Genomic DNA, 19798 nt, shown 5'->3' with positions numbered 1-19798 from the left:
TTGTGGCAAAAACAATTCAAGCAATTCGCGGAATGAATGATTGCTCCCCAACGGAAAGCCCTTTGTGGCAATGGGTGGAAAGCAAAGTACGCAACGTTCTACAAAGTTATGGATATTCTGAAGTACGTATGCCGATCGTGGAAAGTACGCCACTTTTCGCACGAGCAATTGGCGAAGTAACCGATGTTGTTTCAAAAGAAATGTACACTTTTTGGGATAATGATGAACAGCTTACGCTTCGTCCTGAAGGAACGGCTGGTTGTGTACGTGCAGCCATTGAACACGGCTGGATTTATAATAACGAACAACGTTTGTGGTATATGGGGCCAATGTTCCGCCACGAACGCCCACAAAAAGGGCGTTATCGTCAGTTTCATCAAGCCGGGGTAGAAATATTTGGTATTGCTAACCCTGAAATTGATGCCGAATTAATTTTGCTCACTGCACGTTTATGGAAAGAATTAGGTATCGAACAGCACGTCAGCTTACAGCTTAATTCCATTGGCTCGTTAGAAGCGCGCAAAAATTATCGTTCTGCTTTGGTTGAATTTTTGCAACAACATATTGATTTATTAAGTGATGAAGAAAAAGAGCGGTTAGAAAAAAATCCATTACGGATTTTGGACAGCAAAAATCAAGCGTTGCAAGAGGTGCTTAATGGCGCACCAAAATTACTCGATTATTTAGATGAAGAAAGCCGTGTACATTTTGCTCAGCTTTGTACTTTGCTAGATCAAATGGGCATTGCTTATGAGGTTAATCCAAAATTAGTACGTGGTTTGGATTATTACAACAAAACCGTATTTGAATGGGTAACGAACGCACTGGGAGCGCAAGGCACAGTATGTGGTGGTGGTCGTTATGATGGTTTAGTTGAACAGCTTGGCGGACACGCAACAACGGGTGTTGGTTTTGCAATGGGCTTAGAACGCTTAGTGCTATTAGTGCAGGAGGTGAATCATCAAATTGCATTACCAAGAGCGGTGGATATTTATATGGTTTACTCAGGAGAAGGTACAACCTTACCCGCGTTTCAATTAGCTGAAAAACTGCGTAAAAATTTACCGCACTTACGTATTATGACCCATTGCAGTGGGGGGAATTTTAAAAAGCAATTTAAGCGTGCTGATAAAGTCGGTGCAAACTTTGCCCTTGTGATTGGTGAAACTGAGGCAGCAGCTCAGCAAGTTGTGGTGAAAGATCTGCTTGCGGGAACTCAACAAGTCTTATCATTAGATAATGTCGTAGATTATTTACACAAAGCATTTTAATAAGGAAACATTATGGCTTATACCATTGAAGAAGAACAAGAACTGAATGAAATAAAAAATTGGTGGAAAGAAAATGGCAAATTGGCTGTGGCTATTTTTGTACTAACGCTCGCTGGAGTTTTTGGCTGGCGTTATTGGCAATCTCATCAAATTGCGCAAAATCAACAACGTTCAGTGCAATATGAGCAACTTGCCAGCCAATTCCAAGCAGATAAAGTGAACGTGGATAGTGTAGAACAATTTGCACAAAGTAATGATAAAACCGCTTATGCCGTGTTTGCTTTATTGGATGCAGCAAATGTTTCTGTGCAAAAACAGGATTATGCTCAAGCAGAAAATTTATTAAAACAAGCGGTAACTAATGCCAATGATGACATTTTGCGTTCTGTGAGTGCATTACGTTTGGCGGCAGTACAATTCCAACAACAGCAATTCGATAATGCGTTAGCCTCGCTTGATCTCATTAAAGGAGAGGCGTGGAACAGCGCAGCTTTCTTATTAAAAGGGGATATTCAACTCGCTAAAGGCGATAAACAAAACGCCAAAGCCAGTTTTGAACAAGGGCTAAAAAATGCCAGCCCAGTGGAAACAGATTTAATCCAAGTGCGGTTAAATAATCTATAATCTTTTCAAGGCTTGCCAAGTGCAAGCCTTTTTCTTATAGCTAACTTTTGCCAAATATTAAAAGTGTATGTAATGTGTATGGAATCAACACAATAGAACGATACAAAGAAAAATATTCCCTATATTTCCCGCTATATATAGCCATTTCAAATAAAAAATAATACGGTCTTATCAGATCCCTTATGTATTACTTGTACACCGTTGTTATTGTTGCCTTGTGTTATTTTCATTTTAAACGACTATAATGAATGAGTAGTCTGATGGCTAAAGTGATAAATAAGCCATTATTAGTGGATGAGCAGTATTTAGCGTTTAATGTTTATAGGATTGTGGGAAAGCTGAAAATCCACATCAGTTAGATGTGGATTATGATCTTGGTGCAGAGGAAAAAGAAAAGTCATATATAAGGGAAAATTTTATATTTTAACTTACTCTTCCATATATCCTAGACTACGCAATGCTCTTTCATCATCAGCCCAGCCGGATTTTACTTTCACCCAAAGTTCTAGATGCACTTTGTTGTCAAATAAACGTTCCATATCAGCACGCGCTTCTGTGCCAATGACTTTGATTTTTTGTCCCTTATTTCCAATCACCATTTTTTTCTGACCTTCTCGCTCAACGAGGATGAGTCCATTGATTTCATAAGTGCCACGTTCATTTGTTTTGAATTGTTCAATTTCTACTGTAACCGAATAAGGAAGTTCTTCGCCCATAAAGCGCATTAATTTTTCACGAATGATTTCTGATGCCATAAAGCGTTGCGAGCGGTCGGTAACGTAATCTTCAGGGAAGTGATGAACTCCTTGACGTAATGATTGGCGTACAATTTTCTCTAGTTCTTGTACGTTATTGCCACGTTGTGCAGAAATAGGAATAATGGCTTTAAAGTCAAATTTTTGGCTGATTTCTGTAATGAAAGGCAACAAGGCTTCTTTATCTTTGATGTTGTCAATTTTGTTTATCGCTAACACCACTGGCGCTTTAGCTCGGCGAAGTTTATTCAATACCATTTCATCATCGTCGTTCCAGTGCGTGCCATCTACCACAAAGATAATTAAATCCACATCGCCAATTGCACTGCTTGCTGCTCGGTTCATTAAGCGGTTAATTGCACGTTTTTCTTCAATATGTAATCCGGGGGTATCAACATAGATAGCTTGATAAGCGCCTTCAGTGTGAATTCCCACAATACGATGACGTGTTGTTTGTGCTTTTCTTGAAGTAATGGAAATCTTTTGCCCTAAGATTTTATTTAATAAGGTTGATTTTCCAACATTTGGACGCCCTACGATAGCAATAAATCCACAATAAGTGGGATGTTCGTGCTGATGTTCTGTTGTTTGTGTCATTTTATATCCAATATTTTTAAGATTTGTTGTGCGGCAGCTTGTTCGGCTTTGCGACGGCTAGAACCAACGCCAATAAAAGTGCGGTCAATTTTTTTTACGTTTTCCACACGGCATTCAACGGTGAAAGTTTGATTATGTGCTTCACCTCTGATATTGACGACATTGTAGCTAGGAAGTGGCAGATGATCTGCTTGCAAATATTCTTGTAAGCGAGTTTTTGGATCTTTCTGATTTTCACCCGGCTTAATCTCGCGTAATAATCGTTGATACCATAAATGTGTTACTTCGGTGCTTGTGGCAAGATCGCGATCGAGTGAAATTGCCCCAATAATCGCTTCCATACAATCAGCAAGGATAGAGGCTCGACGAAAACCGCCGCTTTTTAACTCGCCAGAGCCTAATAGCATATACTCGCCTAATTCAAATTCTTTGGCGAGTTGAGCCAACGTTGGTTCACGCACAAGAGTTGCACGCATACGTGTGAGTTCGCCTTCATTGCATTGAGGAAACTGTTGATATAAAGCATTGGCGATAGTGTAGTTCAAAATTGCATCACCTAAAAATTCCAAGCGTTCATTATGGTTTTTTGCGGCACTTCGGTGAGTTAGTGCTTGTTTGAGCCAATTGATATCTTGGAATTGATAGCCGATGTTACGCTGTAAGCGATCTAAGTTTTTTGTCATTGTGTTGATTATTCAATTTTTTATTTAATTGTGCTAAACATTCTGTCAAAACGCAGACCTGTTGGCCATTCGCCTTGTTTTTTATCAAGGCTTAACCAAATATATTTCGCCTTGCCTACAATATTTTTTTCTGGCACAAAACCCCAAAAACGGCTGTCTGCACTGTGATTACGGTTATCTCCCATTACAAAATATTCGCCTTGTGGCACAACCCATTCGGTAATGTAATTTTGTTGCTTGTCATAGCCTTGATATAAATAAGTCGCATTCGGTGGCTGTGGATCCCAATGAATTTGATGTGTAACATCGCCTGTTTCGGTTACTTTCAATGGATGCATATCGCTATATATCGGTTTACCTTGACGGTCTTGCCCAATAATAATGTTGAAATCTGTATCGGGCTGCGGTTCGTTATAGGTAAATTCTTTTGTTACACAATTTTCTGTACATTCTTTGCCATCTTTGCCATAAGTAATTGTGATATGGCGATCGACTTCATTATATTTAATGCGATCCCCGGGAATGCCAACAATGCGTTTAATGTAATCTACGCTCGGCTCTGGCGGGGCTTTAAACACGATAATATCACCACGTTGTGGCTTGCCTGTTTCAATCAAGGTGTTTTGAAAAACAGGATCTTTAATGCCGTAAGCATATTTTTCTACCAGTAGAAAATCGCCAACTCGTAAAGTCGGCTCCATAGAACCCGATGGAATTTGGAATGGCTCAAATAAGAAAGAGCGTAAAATTAAGACAAATGCGAGTACTGGAAAAAGTGAAGCTAAAAATTCACCGCCTTCTGAAATCGGTTCAATGCTGGCTTTTTCTTCCTCAGTTAAAGGTTTTCCACTACGTTGCTCTGCACGGGTAATTTGGCGGTGACGTTTTGGTAAAACAGCAAAACGGTAATAGCACCATAAGATCCCGCAAACAGCGGTGAATAAAATAAGTACAATAGTGAACGTATTCGGTAAGGCTAAATGTTCTAAATATCGCCAAATACCATAACCGACTGCGACAAGTAGCACAAAAAATAAATTTGATTTTGACATAATGCTTCCTTATTAGTCTTTACCAACATGTAAGATAGCTAAAAATGCTTCTTGTGGCACTTCAACGTTACCTAAAGACTTCATTCGTTTTTTACCTTCTTTTTGTTTCTGCAACAATTTTTTCTTACGACTGACATCGCCACCGTAACATTTAGCTAGGACGTTTTTACGTAATTGTTTCACCGTTGAACGCGCAATAATGTGGTTACCAATAGCCGCTTGAATGGCAATATCAAATTGCTGACGTGGAATGAGTTCGCGCATTTTTTCAACCAATTCACGACCACGATAAGGGGCGTTATCTTTGTGTACAATTAACGCAAGGGCATCAACACGCTCACCATTGATCATAATATCCACACGTACCATTTCTGAGGCTTGGAAACGTTTGAAACCATAATCTAATGATGCATAGCCACGAGAAGTGGATTTAAGACGATCAAAGAAATCAAGTACCACTTCTCCCATTGGGATTTCATAAGTCAGCGCCACTTGGTTGCCGTGATAGACCATATTGGTCTGCACACCTCGTTTTTCAACACAGAGCGTGATGACATTACCTAAATAAGTTTGTGGCAAGAGCATATTACATTCTGCAATCGGCTCACGAATTTCACTAATATTATTAAGTGGTGGCAATTTTGATGGACTATCCACATAAATTACTTCACCGTTGGTTTGCAACACTTCATACACTACTGTTGGGGCAGTGGTAATTAAATCAAGATTATATTCACGTTCTAAACGCTCTTGAATAATTTCCATATGCAATAAGCCTAAGAATCCACAACGGAAACCAAAGCCCAGAGCGGTAGAATTTTCTGGCTCATAGAATAGAGAGGCATCATTTAGGCTCAATTTGCCTAAGGCATCACGGAATGCTTCATAATCATCTGAACTAATTGGGAATAAGCCCGCATAAACTTGCGGTTTGACTTTTTTAAAGCCCGGTAACGCGGTGCTTGCTGGATTATTATGTAGGGTTAAGGTATCCCCTACTGGCGCGCCTAAAATATCTTTAATCGCACACACAACCCAACCAACTTCACCACAATTTAATACTTGAGTATCCACTTGTTTCGGGGTGAAAATGCCTAAGCGATCTACATTGTAAGATTGTCCTGTGGACATCACTTTAATCTTATCACCTTTGCGTAAGGTACCATTTTTTATACGTACAAGAGAAACCACGCCAAGGTAATTATCGAACCAAGAATCAATAATTAAGGCTTGTAGTGGGGCATTAGGATCGCCTTCAGGTGCGGGGATTTTTTTTACGATTTCTTCTAGTACATCTTCAATGCCTTGCCCGGTTTTGGCAGAACAACGTACCGCATCCAGCGCATCAATACCAACAATATCTTCAATCTCTTCCGCAACACGCTCTGGCTCAGCCGCAGGCAAGTCAATCTTATTGAGGATTGGCACGACTTCCAAATCCATTTCAATGGCGGTATAACAGTTTGCCAAGGTTTGGGCTTCCACGCCTTGTCCCGCATCGACCACTAACAATGCCCCTTCACAAGCCGCAAGAGAACGCGATACCTCGTAAGAAAAATCCACGTGTCCCGGCGTATCGATAAAATTCAGCTGATAGGTTTCGCCATCTTTCGCTTTATAATTGAGCGTGACGCTTTGCGCTTTAATGGTGATCCCACGTTCACGCTCTAAATCCATTGAATCTAACACTTGCTCTGCCATTTCACGGTCAGACAGCCCCCCACAGGTCTGAATTAAACGATCTGAAAGGGTTGATTTCCCGTGGTCAATATGCGCAATGATTGAAAAGTTACGAATGTTCTTCATATTATTCTAAATAAACTAAACTCTAAAATTTGACAAAATTTAACTGGTCGATTGTACCTGAATATCGGTTTTTACGCTATATAAAAGGGAAAGTATTTGTGCGTTTAGAAGAGTTGTTAAAGAAAGCACCAATGTTATTGTTTAATGAAATTTATTTTTTTGTTTTAAATAAAAAAAAATCAAGAAATTACAAGAACTTTCTGGGTTATTGCTATTCTAACAAGCACATACTTTTTCTTTTTAAGGGCTATTATGAACAGTCTTAAAAAACAGCTTAGTGCATTTTTTCCCATTTTTATTTTTTTCTGTATTAATCTCATTATCTTATCTATTAGCCGAGTCGCTCTTGGGATATGGCAAGCCGATCGAATTTCTGCCGTTAATGGCTGGTTTTCGTTATTCTTACAAGGCGTTAGGATTGATGTTGCAAGTCTATGCTGGTTATTTTCTTTTCCTATTTTGCTTACTTGTTTTTTTGCTGGCAACTGTTTGATTGGGCGAGTAGTAAACGGATTTGTGCGTTTATGGCTTGTGCTAAGTAGTGTGTTTATTATTTTTATGGAAATTGTTACGCCAGCTTTTATTGAAACCTATGATTTTCGTCCAAATCGTTTGTTTGTGGAATATTTAGTTCATCCGAAAGAAGTGTTTACAATGCTGGCAAACGGGCATTTTGTGGTGTTAATTTTAACGCTAATTTTGACCGCACTTTTTGCTTATAGCTTTTGGCGTTTGTCTGTGAATTTATGGAAAAATTTATCTTATCCTAAATGGTATTGGCGTCCTGTCGTTTTCTTGCTTATTGAGGCAATGACCTTTATCGGAGCAAGATCGAGCTTTCAGCACCGCGGTATTAACCCAGCAATGGTAGCATTTTCTTCCGATCCTTTGGTGAATTCTTTGGTATTGAATTCCAGTTATTCCGTGCTATTTGCCGTTCAACAAATGAAAGATGAAGATCATTCTTCAGAAATTTACGGCAAAATGCCGTTAGATGAAGTTGTGGCAATCCTTAAACAGGCGAGAGGACGACCAGCAAGTGACTATATTTCTGATATTTTGCCAACAATGACACACAATGTGGCGAGTTATCAAGGTAAAGCAAAAAATTTAGTCATTATTTTGGAAGAAAGTTTTGGGGCGCAATTTGTCCAAACCTTAGGGGGTAAACCACTTTCCCCTTATTTTGATGAATTGGCGAAAGAAGGCTGGCTATTTGAGAATCTTTATGCCACAGGGACACGTTCTGTGCGTGGTATTGAAGCAATAACGGCAGGTTTTACGCCAACACCCGCGCGCTCGGTGGTGAAATTATCAGGTTCACAAAATAATTTCTTTACCATTGCAGATTTTCTTAAGAAACAAGGCTATCACACCTCTTTCATCTATGGTGGAGAAAAACATTTCGACAATATGGCGAGCTTTTTCTATGGTAATGGTTTTGAAACCATTATTGATGAAAAAGATTATAAACACCCCCACTTTACTGCGACTTGGGGGGTAAGCGATGAAGATCTTTTTGCCAAAGCCAATGAACAATTTACCCGATGGCAAGAAAGCGGAAAGCCATTTTTCAGCCTTGTGTTTAGTTCCAGCAATCACGATCCTTTTGAATTTCCAGATGGCAAAATTGAACTTTATGAGCAACCAAAACAAACCCGTAACAATGCGGCGAAATATGCTGATTATGCGTTGGGTTATTTTTTCCAATTAGCGAAAAAATCTAATTATTGGCAAGATACCGTGTTTTTAGTGATTGCAGATCACGATTCGAGGGTAAATGGGAGTGCCTTAGTGCCAATCAAGCATTTCCATATTCCAGCTCTAATTTTAGGAGAGGGGATTACACCGCGCCGTGATAACCGTTTAGTGAGCCAAATTGATATGCCTACTACCTTGCTTTCTTTAATTGGTGCAAGTGGTAATTATCCAATGTTAGGTTATGATTTAACCCAACCGCAAGATCCTAATCGTGCGTTAATGCAATTTGACCGTACAATGGCGTATCGCAAAGGTAACGATGTTGCAATTTTACAGCAAAATCAACCCATTCAAGGTTTTCATTATGATACGCAAGCTGGTAAATTAACCCCTACAGAGATTCCTGAATTAATCAAAAAAGAAGCCTTAGCTTATGCATTATGGGGTAGTTATGCCTATAAACAAAAGCTGTATCGCCCAGAATCTCCTGTAAAAGAGCAATAAACAAAGTGCGGTACTTTTTTGTCGTATTTCATTTTTTGAGGGTAAGGAAAATCTTCATAATCGCTTGCCCCGTAGTTAAGTTTTGATATGATAGCGCGAACATATTTTGATTAAACCTCCCTCAATTAACGATAAGAGAGAACAAAATGACCGATGATAGCCAAAATACTGGCTTAGAAACCACAAATAAAAAGAATTTTTTGCAATCCCTATTTGGGCGATTTTTCCAAGGCGAGCTGAAAAACCGTGAGGAATTAGTGGAAGTGATCCGTGATTCCGAACAAAATGAATTAATCGATCAAGATACCCGTGAAATGATTGAAGGGGTAATGGAAATCGCTGAATTACGCGTGCGTGATATTATGATCCCGCGTTCGCAAATTGTGTTTATTGAAGCCGATCAGGATCTGGATGCTTGCTTGGAAACCATTATTGAAAGTGCGCATTCACGTTTTCCTGTGATTACCGATGAAAAAGACAATATCGCTGGGATTTTACACGCGAAAGACTTACTAAAATTTTTGCGTTCTAATGCGGAAGAATTTGATTTACTTTCTCTGCTTCGCCCAGTGGTCATCGTGCCGGAAAGTAAGCGTGTAGATAGAATGTTAAAAGATTTCCGTTCTGAGCGCTTTCATATGGCGATTGTGGTTGATGAATTTGGCGCGGTGTCAGGATTAGTAACTATTGAAGATATTTTAGAGCAAATTGTTGGTGATATTGAAGATGAATTTGATGAAGAAGATGTGGCAGATATTCGTCAGCTTTCTCGTCATACTTACGCTGTGCGTGCATTAACGGATATTGAAGATTTCAACCAGCAATTCCACACGCATTTTACGGATGAAGAAGTGGATACGGTGGGTGGTGTGGTAATGCAAGCCTTCGGTCATTTACCAAAACGGGGGGAAGAGATTACCCTTGAAAACTTACACTTTAAAGTGACTTCCGCAGACAGTCGTCGCATTATTCAGTTGCGTGTTACCGTGCCTGATGAATGTTTGGAAGAAATAGCAACTCACGAAGAAAATTACAATAGCGCGCAATGAAATCACAATTAATTTATCTTATTGCTTTATTATCTGGGGGATTAGGTGTTTTTGCTTTTTCTCCTTTTGATTTTTGGGGCGTCGCCTATCTTTCCCTATTAGGGTTATTATGGGTGGCAAAAACAGCGAAAAAAAGCACCGCACTTTGTGGTGCATTTTTATGGGGCCTGAGCTTTTTTAGCTTTGGCGTGAATTGGCTACACGTGAGCATTCACCAATTTGGAGGCTCACCGTTGTGGCTCAGCTATGTGTTAGTGGTATTGCTGGCGGCGTATCTTGCCTTATTTCCAACACTGTTTGCCTATTTTATTCAACGCTTTAAGGTGAATAATCTCGCACTGTATCCTGTGCTTTGGACATTCACAGAGTTTTTACGCGGTTGGTTATTTACCGGTTTTCCGTGGCTACAATTGGGTTACACACAAATTGACAGTCCATTTTCAGGACTTGCGCCAATTTTTGGTGTGCAGGGGTTAACTTTCTTTGTTATGTGGGTAAGTGCGGTGCTTTTTTCACTGATTTCTCACTTATTACAGAAAGATAAAAAATGGTTAATGATTGCTTCACAATCGGTGTTATGTCTGATTATTGGCGGTTTAGCAATGTGGTCATCTTCCGCGAATTATGTGCAGGAAAAGCCAGAAAAAGCTTTAACCATCACCCTTGTGCAAGGGAATATTGAACAAAACTTGAAGTGGGAACCACATTATCTTAGCCAAACCTTAGGAATTTATGGGCGTCTTATTGCTCAGTATTTAGGTAAAACAGATCTTATCATTTTGCCTGAGGCCGCATTACCAACTTTAGAAAATGATATTCAGCGATTTTTACTTTCCTTACAGCAAGCAACCAAAGATACAGGGACGCAAGTGATGATTGGAACCATTTATCAAGATTGGCAAAAAGGAAAATTATTTAATTCTATCATAAACTTAGGTGATCCTGATTTACCTTATAGCGAGCAAACCCACAACCGCTATAATAAACATCATCTTGTCCCATTTGGTGAATATGTGCCATTGGAAAACCTCTTGCGTCCGCTGGGTTCGGTGTTTAATTTACCGATGTCGGCATTCCAATCAGGGGAAGAAGTACAAAAGCCATTTTTAGCTAAACAACGGAAATTTACCCCAGCAATTTGCTATGAAATTATTTTTGGTTCACAAGTGCAGAAAAATCTGAACGTGGAAACCGATTTCTTGCTGACCATTTCCAATGACGCGTGGTTTGGCAACAGCATCGGTCCTTGGCAACATTTACAAATGGCAAGAATGCGTGCTTTAGAATTGGGGAAACCTGAAATTCGCGCCACCAATACTGGAATCACCGCCTTTATTAATGCGAAAGGTGAGGTGATCGCTCAAGCTCCACAGTTTGTGGAAACCACTTTAACACAACGTATTGCACCAACAGTAGGTAAAACGCCTTATGCTCAATTAGGTGATATGCCTTTGTATTTCTTATGCTTTTTACTAATGCTATTGCGTGGCGTGAACCTATTATTATGGCGAATACTAAAACGAACAGCGGTGTAAATTTAACGGATTTTTTCCTTTGGTAAAAGAAAGTGAGCAAGTGAATTAATGCTTGCTTTCTAAACGAAAAAGCGTATTATAGCCGTCTAGACGCAAAAACATCTAAAATTTAATTTTAATCTTTTAAGGAAAGCTATGTCATCTTATTTATTTACTTCCGAATCAGTGTCAGAAGGGCATCCAGATAAAATTGCTGACCAAATTTCTGATGCGGTATTAGACGAAATTCTCAAACAAGATCCCAAAGCTCGTGTGGCGTGTGAGACCTATGTGAAAACAGGTATGGCACTTGTAGGGGGGGAAATCACCACCTCTGCTTGGGTGGATATTGAAAATCTAACACGCCAAGTAATTTGTGATATTGGTTACAAACATTCTGATATGGGGTTTGATGGCCATTCTTGTGCGGTGTTAAATGCTATTGGAAAACAATCTTCCGACATTAATCAAGGGGTGGATCGTGAAAGCCCATTAGATCAAGGTGCAGGCGACCAAGGTATTATGTTTGGCTATGCCACCAATGAAACTGATGTATTAATGCCGGCAGCGATTACTTATGCACATCGCTTAATGGAACGCCAAGCACAAGTACGTAAAGACGGCACCTTGCCTTGGTTACGTCCAGATGCGAAAAGCCAAGTTACCCTAAAATATGAAAATGATAAAATTGTTGGCATTGATGCAGTGGTGCTTTCTACTCAACACGCAGATAGCGTGAGCCAACAAGACATCTATGACGGTGTAATGGAAGAAATTATTAAACCAGTCTTACCAACTGAATGGTTTGGCAAAGATACCAAGTATTTCATTAACCCAACAGGGCGTTTTGTAATTGGTGGTCCAATGGGAGATTGTGGGCTAACTGGACGTAAGATCATTGTTGATACCTATGGTGGCGCTGCTCGTCACGGTGGTGGGGCATTTTCGGGCAAAGATCCTTCAAAAGTGGATCGCTCTGCCGCTTATGCCGCACGTTATGTAGCAAAAAATATTGTTGCCGCCGGTTTAGCTGATCGTTGTGAAATTCAGCTTTCTTATGCCATCGGTGTGGCTGAGCCGACTTCCATTATGGTGGAAACCTTTGGCACGGGCAAAGTGAGCAATGCATTATTGGTAAATTTAGTGCGTGAGTTTTTTGATTTACGCCCTTATGGATTAATTAAAATGCTTGATCTCATTCAACCAATCTACCGCCAAACCGCAGCTTATGGGCATTTTGGACGTGAGCAATTCCCTTGGGAAAAAACGGATCGTGCTGAAGAATTGAGAGTTGCTGCAGGCATAAATTAAGATAGTCTGAAAAAGCGCTATTGCAATGATGTGTGATCTGCACCCCAAAAGTTGGACTAAACAACTAACTGATTAAGGTGCAGATTTTTTATGACGAAATATACTTAAAGTTTCAAACAACAAGTGCTTTGGGTCAGATCAGTGTAGTAGTGCTTTTTATTACTTAGGCTGGCTAAAAATAAGCGATAAAAATGTAAATAAGGCAATATGTGAGCTGGCGGAGAGTTTTGTTAAATTTAGTTTATTTTTATTTTCTTAGCAATTTTTTTATGATTGATTTTTGGTCAGTTATTTTTTATTCATTTTATTTATGTATAGATAAAACCTCGTAGCTATTATTTATAGCTATATTTAACCTACTTACTAGGTCTTGATATAAGGGAATATAACTTGAAAATTGAGAAATATTTATTGAAATGGTAAAAAGATTGGCGGAACGGACGGGACTCGAACCCGCGACCCCCTGCGTGACAGGCAGGTATTCTAACCAGCTGAACTACCGCTCCGAATCTAGGATGCTAAATTGGCGGAATGGACGGGACTCGAACCCGCGACCCCCTGCGTGACAGGCAGGTATTCTAACCAGCTGAACTACCACTCCGCATTAGCGAGAGGCATAATAATAGTGAACGAAAAGTTCGTCAAGCAATTTTTATGCCTCACTGTTTAACTGATTAATGAATGAGCGTTAATGTAAGGTTTCGTCCTCAGTTCGCTTCATCCATAGGCAATTATCTTTGCTTTTTTTGTTAATCAATTTTAAATAATCTAAATGTGCTTGCTCTTCTGCATCGTCAGGGGTAATCACCGTGAAATCTTGCGAAAAAAGCACCGCACTTTCAATTTGTACCTCTTCCTCAATTTGTTGTATTGGCTCTTCGGTTTCTGCTTCGTCAAATAAACTCGTTTGCCCACCGGTCATGGCTAAATAGACATCACCCAGGATCTCCGCATCAAGCAACGCCCCGTGTAAGGTACGTTTGCTATTATCAATGTGAAGGCGATCACAAAGGGCATCTAAGCTATTGCGTTTGCCGGGATATTGTTGGCGAGCCATTTGTAAGGTATCGGTAACGGTACAAATATCGCTGGTTTTCACATTGCATTTATGCTTTTGAAATTCATAATCCATAAACCCGACATCGAAGGGCGCGTTATGAATAAGCAATTCAGCCCCTTGGATAAAATCAATAAATTCCTGCGCAATTTCAGAAAAATTTGGTTTATCAGCCAACATTTCATCGGTAATCCCGTGAACTTTAATTGCCTCGGGATCAACGGGGCGATCTGGTTTGATGTATAAATGCAGTTTTCGCCCTGTGTATTTGCGATTGATTAATTCAACCGCACCAATCTCAATAATGCAATGTCCTTCATAGTGCGCACCAAATTGGTTCATCCCCGTAGTTTCGGTATCCAGTACAATTTGACGTTCAGGAAGAAGTGGCGTTGTCATAGTTTTCCTATCTCTTTACTCAATTTTGCGGTATTATCGCCCCATTTGAAAAAAAATTATAGCTAAATTTATTTGAATTTATGTTAAAGCATATTGACGTTTTCACTGATGGTTCGTGTTTAGGCAATCCCGGCAGGGGGGGCATTGGTATTCTATTGCGCTACAAACAGCACGAAAAACAAATTTCACAAGGTTATTTCAAAACAACAAATAACCGAATGGAACTGCGAGCCGTCATAGCGGCTTTAGCGAGCTTAAAAGAGCCTTGTCAGGTAACGCTACATAGTGATAGTCAATATATGAAAAATGGTATGACTAAGTGGATTTTTAATTGGAAAAAAAATAATTGGAAATCTAGCACGGGTAAACCTGTGAAAAATCAAGATTTATGGCTATTGCTCGATAATGAAACACAACGACACCAAATTCATTGGCAGTGGGTGAAAGGACATAGTGGACATCGAGAAAATGAAATTTGTGATCAACTTGCAAAACAAGGTGCAGAAAATCCAACGTTGGAAGATGTGGGCTATGAATCTTAAAAGTATAAAGCGGTGAAGGAAAGTTCACCGCTTTTTCTTGATGTGATAGCTATGTAAGGAGCGTTATAATTGTGTTGGTAACCTCGCAATCACAGCGTAGCCCTCTTCAATTCCTGTTATTGAATATTCTGAGTTTGCGCTGATAAAGGTGGATTGACCTTGTTTTAAGTGAAGTGCGGTGGAATTTTCGCTAATTTTTAATTCGCCACGCATTACTAATAAAATTTCTGCACTTTGTGAATGTAAACGATGTTGTTCACCTTGTTGATAGCTCACTTGAGTGAGGGCAAAGTCTTTTGCGGGTGTTTGGTAAGTAAAAACTGGCTCATTTTTTGGTGCAATAGGGATAATTTGCGGTATGACTTCTCGGTAGTCAATAACTTTCAACAATTCAGCAATATCAACGTGTTTTGGGGTTAAACCACCACGAATAACATTGTCGGAGCAAGCCATTAATTCAATATTTTGACCGCGTAAATAGGCGTGTGGAATCCCCGCATCTTGGAAAATACCTTCACCTTTTTTTACTTCGACAATATTAAATAAGTAGAAGCAAATCAGTCCTACATCAAGTTTTTCAGGTGGAATTTGCATCGCTTCCATCGTGTAAAGTACCCAATAATCAGGATTATCAAGGCTAAGTTGCTGTTGTGAATAAGCCGTTTGATTAGCTTGAATAATCGGATTAAGCCACATAGCGAGTGCTTGTTGCTCTGCTTGCATCAGATCAGCATAAAAATCCGCTAAAGATTGTTGTGCAAGTTTTTCAGCAAGCGGTACAAGAGACGGGCGAGCTTGTAGTGTTTTGATAATTGCTTGCTTGGTTTTGAAGCCGTGTAAGAGCCAAAAATTGGACAGCGCGATCATCATTTCCGGCTTATGATTATTATCTTTATAAGTTCGCGTTGGATCATTAAGTGCAATACCGAGGGCATTTTCTTTAGCAAAACCCGCTTCTGCTTGTGCTTTTGTTGGGTGAAGCTGAATTGAGAGGGGCTGTTTTACATCTAAAATTTTGAGTAAATAAGGTAAGCTGCGACCAAATTGAGCTTGGCTTGCTTCCCCAAGTGCGGTGGGATTTTTGGCTAAAAATGCGTTTAATGGTTGTGATGTACCATTTTCTTCAATGAGCGATGGCGCAGAATTGTGATCGCCTAACCACCATTCGGCGTAATATTGATTTTTTTGCGCAGGAATGCCCAGAAATTCTGGTAAAAATTGCTGTCCGCCCCAAACATAATGTTGAAGCTTGCCGTTTAATGGGTAAAGCATAGTTATTTTCCTTTTTTATTTTGTTTTTCGCTGTGGTGTGCGGTAGATTTTTGTTTTGCTTGCTCTACAGCATTTTGAGCTTGTGAAATGCGTCCGCTATCAGTGAGATATTGCAAAATTTTTTCCACATCTTTAGGATTTTGTGCGGCTAAAGATACCGCTTTTCCATTTTTTAGCACTAACTGCAAGAAACCATTTTCACCAATATTAATGGTATTAATGTAAGCATATTGCAAATAAAGATTATTTAAGAAAAAGCCTTCTTTTTTCAAAATAAAGACAGGGTAGCGGATAAAGAAATGATAAATCATTAAAATGCCAAACATTACCAATAAAAACATTGTGTAAGGTTCAATGCCTTGTGGTAAGGCTTGATAAATCGCGATACCAACTAGCGCAAGCATAATAATGCCTTCAATTTTTGATTTACGACGTAAACGCACATTTAAGACCGTTTCACCAAAGCGTTTTTCCATAAGGAATTGATCGTAGAAAGCATATAAAAAATAAAGAATGATAAAGACTAATAAAGCGGTATTGATCATAACAACGTCCGTATTCTGATTATGTAAAAAATAAACTCTCCACGAAAGTTCGAGGAGAGTTTAATTTTATCATTATTCTGTCTTTAAGTAACGATTAAGCGAGAATACCTGTTGCTGCACCGATGATACCGATGACAAAAATACCCACGATAATCCATAACGCATTGACACGATTGCGTAATAGCCACATACAAGCAAAGGTAAATAGCAATGGCAGTAAACCCGGCATCAAGCTATCGAGGATAGATTGCACGGTGGTAACCTCAATCGTACCATCTTGTTTTTCAATGGTAGAAACCACCAGAGGTACATTAATGCTTGTCCATTTTTGTACCAACGCCCCCATTATAAAGAGACCGAGAATAGATGCACCTTCGGTCAGTTTTTGCAATAATCCGCCACTCATATCTTGTACAACATCAAGCCCTTTCTTATAGCCATAAACCACACCGTAATAGCGGGTTGCTAAACGTACAAGGTTAAATAAAAAGAAGAATAATAATGGGCCAAGAATGCTTCCACTTAGTGCTAAACCTGCGCCGAGTGCAGCAAATACAGGGCGTGCTGTTCCCCAGAAAATCGGATCACCCACACCAGCTAGAGGCCCCATTAGCCCTACTTTAATCCCGTTGATTGCCGCATCATCAATTTCTTTCCCATTGGCTCGCTCTTCTTCCATCGCAATGGTTACACCAAGAACAGGTGCAGCAACAAAGGGTTGAGTATTGAAAAATTCTAAATGGCGTTTGATTGCATCTTTACGTTCTTGTGAATTCGCATCAGGGTATAAGCGTTTAATCACGGGAACCATTGAATAAGCAAAACCGAGCGCTTGCATACGTTCAAAGTTCCAAGAGCCTTGGAAAAGGTTAGAACGCATTACGACTTTATTTAAATCACTTTGGGTTACTTTTTTCATTTCTATTGTCATTTTTCTTACCCCATTAATCTAATCTGTTATCAAGATCATTGTTACCATTAGAAACCACTTGCACCACTTGTTTACTTTGGTTGTATTTTGGGTGAAGTTGGATATAAAGTGCTGCCATAATTGCACCTAGCACACCTAAGGCAACAAGGTTAAAATTCGTAAAGGCGGCAACCACAAAACCTGCGTAGAAAAATGGCATTAAATGCCCTGCACGCATCATATTAATCACCATTGCATAACCTACCACGGCGATAATTCCACCGGCAATTTTTAGACCTGTTGTAACTACTGCTGGAATCGCATTTAGCATTGATTGTACAGCGTCTGTTCCTGCGGTTAAGGCAACAATCAAGGCTGGAATAGCGATACGCATTGCTTGTAAAATTAAGGCACTGCAATGAATCCAGTCTAAGCGGTTTAAATTACCATCTTCAATGGATTTATCGGCAGCGTGTTGGAAACCAACGGTGATTGCACGCACAACATAAGTTAGCACTTGACCTGCGGCTGCAAGTGGGATAGCCAAGGCAATTGCGGTGGTAATTTCTTGACCGCCAACAATCACAAGGATCGTAGAAACGACGGAAGCAAGGGCGGCATCTGGCGCAAGTGCTGCACCAATATTCATCCAACCCAGAGCGAGTAATTCTAACGAACCACCAACGATAATCCCTGTTTTAATATCACCGAGGACTAAACCAACAAGCGTACAAGCAATTAATGGGCGGTGAGTTTGGAATTCATCAAGGATTGATCCCATACCTGAAATACAGGCAACAATAAAGACAAGAATAATTTGTAGTGTTGAAATTTCCATTATAGTCATCCCTTATACAAGATTGTTTTTCTTTAATAAATCCATCATATATTGACGGCTATCATTTGATACTTTACGCACATCAAGTTCCACACCCATTGCGTCAATGGCTTTGAATGCGTCAATATCTTTATCATCAACGGATACGGCACTGGTAATCATTTTTTTACCATCTTTGTATGCCATACCGCCAATATTGATCGATTTCATATCAAATCCTGCTTCAAGCAGTTTTAGCACATCGGTTGGATTAGTAAATAACAGCATCATACGCTCGCCAGCATATTCTGGGTTATTATAAACGCGGATCATTTTTTCTACGCCTACAACGTGTGCTGTTACCCCGGGAGGGGCAACGCTTTTCAGCATTGTGGCACGAACGCTATCTTTTGCTACATCGTCATTGACGACAACAATGCGAGAAACCTTGCTTTCTTTTGTCCAGCGAGTGGCAACTTGACCGTGAATTAATCGGTCATCAATACGCGCAAGCCCAATAACGAGATGTCCCTCTTTATTTGGCGTTACGACTTCTGGTTGGCTTGATGCAGGTGCGGCTTGAGCAACGGCTTGTGGCGCTTGCTCTGGCTCTTCTTCCACATATCTTAAGGCACGGACACCGGTTCGTCCTGTTTCTAAGGCGATTGCCACCAATTCTTGCAAACTAGGGCCATCATCGCGAGCCATAAAGGTTTCTACCAACATTGGCACGTTTACCCCAGTAACAATATCCATATTGTCTTTTCCTTCTGATACTCGGTTTGCCGCATTAAACGGACTACCACCCCAAGTATCGACAAGGAATAACACTTCATCACAATGCGCAAGCGTTGTGCTGAGTTTTTCCTGATATTTTGCCATAATCGTTTCTGCATTTTCGCCGGGAACAAAATCAATTGTGGCAACATTTTCTTGTTCACCAATCAACATTTCGGTCGTTTTGAGCAGTTGTTCTGCCGCTACGCCGTGTGTTGCGATGATGATCGCAATAGCCATAAGGACTCCTTATACAAGTGGTTATGGTTTAAGTACTATAAAATTAGGCGCGCATTCTAAACTAAAATGCTCCAAAATAATGTGATGAAGATCACGGATTTTGCACTGTATTAAATAAAAATTGTGATTCATCTCATCTTTTTTATTATGTGGTTAAAAAACACACTTTTTTTGATGAATTATTTCAATACTTTTTGGAGTGAAATTTTATAAATTCTTATCTTATTGAATTTTTTCAACAAAAAATGCTCAATAAAGTAGCAGAATATTTTTAATATGCAAGATGACTATTTATTTTTGCGATCTTGATCGTAAAAATAAAGTGCGGTGGTTTTTTTGTGGATTTTTTGGGATAGGCTAAACATAGCGACT

The 19798-nt window shown here is 39.7% G+C and carries 17 protein-coding genes and 2 tRNA genes; 7 read left to right on the top strand and 12 right to left on the bottom strand.

Annotated elements, in window-relative coordinates; all coding sequences use genetic code 11:
* The first annotated feature begins 2 nt into the window (after positions 1-2).
* Both hisS and L4F93_RS01315 read left to right on the top strand, forming a co-directional pair.
* Positions 3-1271 carry a histidine--tRNA ligase gene (hisS, locus tag L4F93_RS01320; protein ID WP_250350765.1) on the top strand — a complete coding sequence of 423 codons (1269 nt, stop codon included), beginning with the start codon at positions 3-5 and terminating at the stop codon, positions 1269-1271.
* Positions 1272-1283: 12 nt separating this feature from the next.
* Complete coding sequence (locus L4F93_RS01315) at positions 1284-1895, top strand: YfgM family protein (protein ID WP_250350764.1); 612 nt, start codon at positions 1284-1286, stop codon at positions 1893-1895.
* A 428-nt stretch (positions 1896-2323) separates the two neighbouring features.
* Here the strand turns inward: L4F93_RS01315 and era are convergent, their stop codons facing one another.
* The 4 genes from era to lepA are packed head-to-tail and all read right to left on the bottom strand — an operon-like array spanning position 2324 to position 6788.
* Positions 2324-3247, bottom strand: coding sequence for a GTPase Era (gene era / locus L4F93_RS01310; RefSeq protein WP_250350763.1), 924 nt, complete (start codon positions 3245-3247; stop codon positions 2324-2326).
* Positions 3244-3930, bottom strand: a complete 687-nt coding sequence (rnc, locus tag L4F93_RS01305) for a ribonuclease III (RefSeq protein WP_250350762.1) — start codon at positions 3928-3930, stop codon at positions 3244-3246. The genes era and rnc overlap by 4 nt, the downstream gene beginning before the upstream one ends.
* Positions 3931-3950: 20 nt before the next feature.
* Positions 3951-4982 (bottom strand): signal peptidase I, encoded by a 1032-nt coding sequence (lepB, locus tag L4F93_RS01300; RefSeq protein ID WP_250350761.1) that lies wholly within the window; start codon positions 4980-4982, stop codon positions 3951-3953.
* 12 nt (positions 4983-4994) lie between these two features.
* Positions 4995-6788, bottom strand: a complete 1794-nt coding sequence (gene lepA, locus L4F93_RS01295) for a translation elongation factor 4 (protein WP_250350760.1) — start codon at positions 6786-6788, stop codon at positions 4995-4997.
* A gap of 252 nt (positions 6789-7040) precedes the next feature.
* Between lepA and L4F93_RS01290 the strand changes: the two genes are divergently transcribed.
* The 4 genes from L4F93_RS01290 (at position 7041) to metK (ending at position 12867) form a co-directional block, all read left to right on the top strand.
* Positions 7041-8993 (top strand): LTA synthase family protein, encoded by a 1953-nt coding sequence (locus tag L4F93_RS01290; RefSeq protein ID WP_250350759.1) that lies wholly within the window; start codon positions 7041-7043, stop codon positions 8991-8993.
* A 146-nt stretch (positions 8994-9139) separates the two neighbouring features.
* Positions 9140-10042, top strand: a complete 903-nt coding sequence (gene corC, locus L4F93_RS01285) for a CNNM family magnesium/cobalt transport protein CorC (RefSeq protein ID WP_250350758.1) — start codon at positions 9140-9142, stop codon at positions 10040-10042.
* A complete protein-coding gene (gene lnt / locus L4F93_RS01280; RefSeq protein ID WP_250350757.1) occupies positions 10039-11577 on the top strand; it encodes an apolipoprotein N-acyltransferase in 1539 nt (512 codons plus the stop codon). The genes corC and lnt overlap by 4 nt, the downstream gene beginning before the upstream one ends.
* 135 nt (positions 11578-11712) lie before the next feature.
* Entirely contained in the window at positions 11713-12867 is a 1155-nt protein-coding gene (gene metK / locus L4F93_RS01275; protein WP_250350756.1) for a methionine adenosyltransferase, read from the top strand.
* 429 nt (positions 12868-13296) lie between these two features.
* Here metK and L4F93_RS01270 read toward each other — a convergent pair.
* The 3 genes from L4F93_RS01270 to dnaQ all read right to left on the bottom strand — a co-directional run bounded on the left by L4F93_RS01270 (position 13297) and on the right by dnaQ (position 14323).
* A tRNA-Asp gene (locus L4F93_RS01270) sits at positions 13297-13373 on the bottom strand.
* 18 nt (positions 13374-13391) lie between these two features.
* A tRNA-Asp gene (locus L4F93_RS01265) sits at positions 13392-13468 on the bottom strand.
* Between the two features lie 87 nt (positions 13469-13555).
* The gene (dnaQ, locus tag L4F93_RS01260; protein ID WP_250350755.1) at positions 13556-14323 is read right to left on the bottom strand and encodes a DNA polymerase III subunit epsilon; all 768 of its coding nucleotides are present in this window, start codon (positions 14321-14323) and stop codon (positions 13556-13558) included.
* Between the two features lie 80 nt (positions 14324-14403).
* Between dnaQ and rnhA the strand changes: the two genes are divergently transcribed.
* Positions 14404-14865 carry a ribonuclease HI gene (gene rnhA, locus L4F93_RS01255; protein ID WP_250350754.1) on the top strand — a complete coding sequence of 154 codons (462 nt, stop codon included), beginning with the start codon at positions 14404-14406 and terminating at the stop codon, positions 14863-14865.
* 63 nt (positions 14866-14928) lie between these two features.
* Here rnhA and manA read toward each other — a convergent pair whose 3' ends face one another.
* From manA to manX, 5 genes are all read right to left on the bottom strand, one after another.
* A complete protein-coding gene (gene manA / locus L4F93_RS01250; protein WP_250350753.1) occupies positions 14929-16137 on the bottom strand; it encodes a mannose-6-phosphate isomerase, class I in 1209 nt (402 codons plus the stop codon).
* Between the two features lie 2 nt (positions 16138-16139).
* Positions 16140-16682 (bottom strand): YobD family protein, encoded by a 543-nt coding sequence (locus tag L4F93_RS01245; RefSeq protein WP_250350752.1) that lies wholly within the window; start codon positions 16680-16682, stop codon positions 16140-16142.
* Between the two features lie 94 nt (positions 16683-16776).
* The gene (locus L4F93_RS01240; protein WP_250350751.1) at positions 16777-17613 is read right to left on the bottom strand and encodes a PTS mannose transporter subunit IID; all 837 of its coding nucleotides are present in this window, start codon (positions 17611-17613) and stop codon (positions 16777-16779) included.
* 13 nt (positions 17614-17626) lie between these two features.
* Positions 17627-18430 (bottom strand): PTS mannose/fructose/sorbose transporter subunit IIC, encoded by an 804-nt coding sequence (locus tag L4F93_RS01235; protein ID WP_250350750.1) that lies wholly within the window; start codon positions 18428-18430, stop codon positions 17627-17629.
* A 12-nt stretch (positions 18431-18442) separates the two neighbouring features.
* Positions 18443-19426, bottom strand: a complete 984-nt coding sequence (manX, locus tag L4F93_RS01230; protein WP_250350749.1) for a PTS mannose transporter subunit IIAB — start codon at positions 19424-19426, stop codon at positions 18443-18445.
* Positions 19427-19798 lie beyond the last annotated feature (372 nt).

It is taken from the genome of Avibacterium sp. 20-132 (assembly GCF_023611925.1).
In the GTDB taxonomy this organism is placed as follows: domain Bacteria; phylum Pseudomonadota; class Gammaproteobacteria; order Enterobacterales; family Pasteurellaceae; genus Avibacterium.
The sequence above is the reverse complement of the archived record's forward strand: the minus strand, read 5'-3'. Positions and strand labels throughout refer to the sequence as shown.

Coding starts and splice junctions, on each gene's coding strand:
- corC (WP_250350758.1), top strand. CDS start 9,140: ATGACCGATGATAGCCAAAATACTGGCTTAGAAACCACAAATAAAAAG.
- rnc (WP_250350762.1), bottom strand. CDS start 3,930: ATGACAAAAAACTTAGATCGCTTACAGCGTAACATCGGCTATCAATTC.
- L4F93_RS01235 (WP_250350750.1), bottom strand. CDS start 18,430: ATGGAAATTTCAACACTACAAATTATTCTTGTCTTTATTGTTGCCTGT.
- L4F93_RS01315 (WP_250350764.1), top strand. CDS start 1,284: ATGGCTTATACCATTGAAGAAGAACAAGAACTGAATGAAATAAAAAAT.
- L4F93_RS01290 (WP_250350759.1), top strand. CDS start 7,041: ATGAACAGTCTTAAAAAACAGCTTAGTGCATTTTTTCCCATTTTTATT.
- manA (WP_250350753.1), bottom strand. CDS start 16,137: ATGCTTTACCCATTAAACGGCAAGCTTCAACATTATGTTTGGGGCGGA.
- rnhA (WP_250350754.1), top strand. CDS start 14,404: ATGTTAAAGCATATTGACGTTTTCACTGATGGTTCGTGTTTAGGCAAT.
- lepB (WP_250350761.1), bottom strand. CDS start 4,982: ATGTCAAAATCAAATTTATTTTTTGTGCTACTTGTCGCAGTCGGTTAT.
- era (WP_250350763.1), bottom strand. CDS start 3,247: ATGACACAAACAACAGAACATCAGCACGAACATCCCACTTATTGTGGA.
- manX (WP_250350749.1), bottom strand. CDS start 19,426: ATGGCTATTGCGATCATCATCGCAACACACGGCGTAGCGGCAGAACAA.
- metK (WP_250350756.1), top strand. CDS start 11,713: ATGTCATCTTATTTATTTACTTCCGAATCAGTGTCAGAAGGGCATCCA.
- lnt (WP_250350757.1), top strand. CDS start 10,039: ATGAAATCACAATTAATTTATCTTATTGCTTTATTATCTGGGGGATTA.
- lepA (WP_250350760.1), bottom strand. CDS start 6,788: ATGAAGAACATTCGTAACTTTTCAATCATTGCGCATATTGACCACGGG.
- L4F93_RS01245 (WP_250350752.1), bottom strand. CDS start 16,682: ATGATCAATACCGCTTTATTAGTCTTTATCATTCTTTATTTTTTATAT.
- L4F93_RS01240 (WP_250350751.1), bottom strand. CDS start 17,613: ATGACAATAGAAATGAAAAAAGTAACCCAAAGTGATTTAAATAAAGTC.
- dnaQ (WP_250350755.1), bottom strand. CDS start 14,323: ATGACAACGCCACTTCTTCCTGAACGTCAAATTGTACTGGATACCGAA.